Annotated in this window: 3 protein-coding genes and 1 pseudogene; all 4 read left to right on the top strand. The window is 43.8% G+C overall.

Annotation, left to right across the window (positions count from 1 at the left end; translation table 11 throughout):
- Positions 1–1,598, top strand: a 1,598-nt coding sequence (locus AACQ17_RS07000) for an aerolysin family beta-barrel pore-forming toxin (protein WP_141201466.1), incomplete at its 5' end; no start/stop codon positions are given.
- A gap of 89 nt (positions 1,599–1,687) precedes the next feature.
- Positions 1,688–2,137, top strand: coding sequence for a GyrI-like domain-containing protein (locus AACQ17_RS06995; protein ID WP_094147559.1), 450 nt, complete (start codon positions 1,688–1,690; stop codon positions 2,135–2,137).
- Between the two features lie 242 nt (positions 2,138–2,379).
- Positions 2,380–2,961 (top strand): annotated as a pseudogene (locus AACQ17_RS06990) (glycoside hydrolase family 36 protein); the annotation flags it as partial.
- Between the two features lie 195 nt (positions 2,962–3,156).
- Positions 3,157–4,062, top strand: a complete 906-nt coding sequence (locus AACQ17_RS06985; protein WP_094147620.1) for a manganese-dependent inorganic pyrophosphatase — start codon at positions 3,157–3,159, stop codon at positions 4,060–4,062.
- Positions 4,063–4,165 lie beyond the last annotated feature (103 nt).

The raw sequence follows: 4,165 nt of genomic DNA, 5'->3' as shown, positions 1-4,165 counted from the left end.
CTGCAGTATTGTTTGGTTCATATGCTTATGCAGTGGAGTGCTCCTCGCTAAAAAATAACAGCGATAGCGATATTGTGGACCCAGCTAATATTGTGATTTTCCGTGATATTGGTATGGGAATTTGCGAGGCAGGTTATAGAGCGCTTACCAGGAAAGAGCTAAGGAGTGCCGATGTACGTCAAGCGACACTTAAAAAACTGGGTCGTTGGGAAACTGCATCCCTCAGCAATAATTGGATTATTAAGGGGCGTGGTTTTAAAGGCCCTGGTGAGCGTTTTACAAAAGATGAGTCGAGTAATAATACCGTTTGTTATCCTGAATCGACAGAGACTACCTCAGTTATTCAGGATCATCTTTTCCCTCAATTTCCCCCACTTATTGTTGAACAAGGGTCTGAAGATAAAATAGAGTGGCTTGTTTTTAATGATCTCGAAAATTTCATCAAACCAGCCGCGTTGCTTGGCTATTCACTTGGTTTTCACAACTTGTGGGGTAATTCAGCTAAAAATGTTGGCGAGGACATGACCGTTACCCGCCTTGGTCCGGGTGAATACCGCATAAAGGGGAATGAAGAAGGTTACTGCCAGCCAAACAGCTGTGATAAGACCAGCATAACTGTGAAAAATATCGAATACTTAATTGATAGTGATAGTTTTGTATTGGATGGACCGGTAGTAACAAGTGGTAAGCAGCAAATCGGCAGTCTTGTTGTGCCTTTAGAGAACCGAACGAATAGCCCGCAAACTTTTGTTGTTGATCTCGCTTATGACGCTAACAAATCATGGAGCCATACTAGATCAGCGAGCTCTTCTGTTGGATTTAAAATTGGTACCACTACGGGCTTTTCGGTGGCATCTGAAGGTAGTGGAGGATTTCCTGGGATCGCTGGTGGTAAAGTGACAACTACAATGAGTTTTTCATTTACAGCAGAAACTAGCATCGACAATACAGCAAGTTGGTCTGACGTGGTAGGAGGTTCAGAAAGCACAAGAGTGACAGTTCAAGGCCGACCAGTTTTAGAACCAAGAAGTTCTGGTTTGGCCGTGTTAGAGCTCTATAGGGCGGACATGACTTTTCCATATAGGGCTAATGTCGACATGTCTTACGAGTTAGAGTTTGATGGCCCGATTCGTTCTTTTACCAACCCTATGCTTAGTGCAGAATCACACCGTCGGCATTTACAGCATAGTTTCTTGATTGGTCGCATGGATAAACATCGGGAGAAAAGCCTGGACTATTTGTATGACCACCGTGACATTCCAGGAATTAACACGCTTTGGGATTGGAATAAGATGAGCCGTATGTATGGCCAAGAGACCTTGCTCAACCGACTTGGTAAAGTCGAGCAACCTAAGCACAGTATGATCAAAGGTGTAATAATCTATGAAGAATCGTTTGCAGGCAAAATTGAGTTGATGGATCAGAAGCCATTATCCGGTAATACACGTGCGATGAGTGCAATGTCGCGTTCTGCTGTTACAACAGCACCTGTCGATTATTCTGAAACGGAACGAGCGATTGAGCAGCAGTTACAATCATACGGCTTTAAAAACGTCCAAGCCTCGGTGCGTTTAGCTGATGATGTTCCCGCTAACTAGATTACAATGATAATTTGTATAGTCCGCGATGAGGTTATCGGTAGTTGTTAACCTCATCGCTTCAACCAGTAATAAGGAAGATTTCAATGATGACGATTAACCATGTTAACAGTTTTAATGCAATCGGGTTTTGTGTTCGTACCACTAATCAAGATGAAACGAGCCCGTCTAAGGCTAAAATCAGCAAATTATGGGAGAAGTTTTATACACAAGCGGCTCCTAAACTCACTGAATCTTCGAAAGTGTTCGGTGTATATACAAACTATGAATCGGATCATACGGGAGCGTTTGATGTTATTGCTTGCGCGGATACTTTATCGATGAGTATGTTGCCTGGCTCGGTAGATACACATATCGCTTCATCTAAATATCTTGTCTTTAATGCAGTGGGGCAGTTTCCTCAAGTTGTGTATCAATTATGGGCTGAAATTTGGGCTTATTTCAGTTCGCAAGGCTGCAGCCACGACAGAGCTTTTACCACAGACTTTGAATTTTATAAAAACGCTTCGGAAGTTGAAATTTATATCGCAATAAAATAATTACAAATTAAACAGTGAAGGATTATACACATTACTCGGCCATTTCCGATCACTACTTGCTGCTTCGCAACCGTTTTGACGTCTAATCGGCAGTAACTGCATTGGATAAGATAAAGAGATATTATTCAAATCGGAATTTTTACTGGTAAAGTACCACCAGTGACGTCATTCGGTGGACCAATCGAAGTGGCGTAATTCCGTCATTAGCTCAACGAAACGCCAGCAAACATGCTGGCGTTTTGTTACTTGGATGTAACGCGCCGATGTGGCCGTCACTGGGTTTAGTAGATGCCATGCGTGTTTCGGACGATGTCGAGCGTTCGCCACAGCGCTTTGAACAAATCGCTAAAGAGACTTTTTATCGCAGTTGGCAGCACCGCAAGTTATGGCAAATTGATCCTGATTGCGCAACACTGACGTCGCTTGCGAATCAATCGACCGATCGCATCAGCTATGAATTTCATCGCAATGTATTGCTTGCGTGTGGTGGCTTGTTGCTTTCAGGTGATCCACTCCCAGAATGGACCTCTTTTGCTAAGCAGAGCCTAAATAAGTTAATGATTAGGCGCAAACACAACCAAGATGCGGCTAAGCCAACTTCATTGGCTCTCAATCACCTATTTTTAAAGTTAACAGAACGCAATGATCTGCACTGCTTATTCAATTACCAAGGTGAGGCGTGTGACTATACCTTAACAGCGAGCCAGCCAGTGGATTGGTATGACTACTGGACAGGAGATAAGCTTTCGCCAGAGCCAGTCAAAGTATTTGAAGTCTCCTTGGCAAGTGGCTTAACCAGCCGAGCAGTGATTACCTCTTGTTAGTGGAGTGCCCTTGTTAACAGAGTGCTCAGGTTAACTGAATGATTCGGGGTAGCAGAATGCTGCGCTAAATTAGCCATAATTTCTTAACCACAAGCCATGACAAATTCTGAAAATCAGGTAAAGTATCGGCCTTTGTGAGCAATCTCGCCTATCACCTTCGATAGGCCATTAAATAGCATTAAAATAGGAAGAAAGATGATTTTCGTTGTCGGTCATAAAAACCCAGATAGTGATAGCATTTGTGGTGCATTAGTTGCTGCTGAATTACTTAAAGCACGTGGTCTAGAAGCAACGCCTGTTCGTCAGGGTGAAATTAACCGTGAAACTCAACACATTCTTGCAACAGCTGGTGTTGTTCAACCTGAACTTCGTACTAGCGTCGCGGGCGAAAAAGTATGGCTTGTGGACTATACCGATCTTGCACAAGCACCTGATGACATCAACCAAGCGGAAATTCTCGGTATTGTTGACCATCATCGCCTAGGCGACGTAATGACAGTGAATCCGCTAGAAGCGTGGATTTGGCCAGTCGGCTGTACCTGTACTATCTTGTTCAACCTATTCAAGATGGAAAATGCACCAATCACACGTCCTTTAGCCATATTGATGATGTCTGCGATTTTGTCTGACACGGTCGGTTTTGCGTCTCCAACGTGCACACCAAAAGATAAAGAAGCCGTGCTGGCACTGGCTGAAATTGCTGAGGTTGAAGACCTTGATGCCTTTATTAAAGCGCTTTTGATTGCGAAAACAGACATTGAAGGTTTATCTGCCGCTCAACTTGTTGAGAAAGATTTGAAAGCTTATCCATTCAACGGCCGTGATGTGGTGGTTGGTCAAGTGGAATTGGCAACGCTTGAACAAGTTGATGGCATGATTGACGCCATTCAAGCAGACCTAGTTCGTCGCTGCGAAGAGGAAGGCCTTGCGTTTGCCGCCGTGATGTTGACCGACATTACCACCGCGCAGACCCGTCTTCTTTATACTGGTGAATGGGCTGAAAAACTGGCCAAACACGAACAAAATGGCATGTTGATGATGGAAAATACCTTAAGCCGTAAGAAACAAGGTTGGCCTTGGCTGCAAGCTGAATTGGCTTAATCCTTTTTATCATCTTATTGTTTAAGATTCTAAATTTAACGCCTGCAGTGCTACACTGTAGGCGTTTTTATATTCCCCCACTTTCGCATGGAGCCGCGCTATG

Source organism: Vibrio sp. V10_P2A27P122, from assembly GCF_963874335.1.
GTDB classification, from domain to species: Bacteria; Pseudomonadota; Gammaproteobacteria; order Enterobacterales; family Vibrionaceae; genus Vibrio; species Vibrio anguillarum.
This window is presented reverse-complemented; position numbering and strand designations above follow the sequence as displayed.

What these genes read in the sequence shown, in the direction of transcription:
- AACQ17_RS06995 (WP_094147559.1), top strand. Translation starts at nt 1,688, where the DNA reads ATGACGATTAACCATGTTAACAGTTTTAATGCAATCGGGTTTTGTGTT.
- AACQ17_RS06985 (WP_094147620.1), top strand. Translation starts at nt 3,157, where the DNA reads ATGATTTTCGTTGTCGGTCATAAAAACCCAGATAGTGATAGCATTTGT.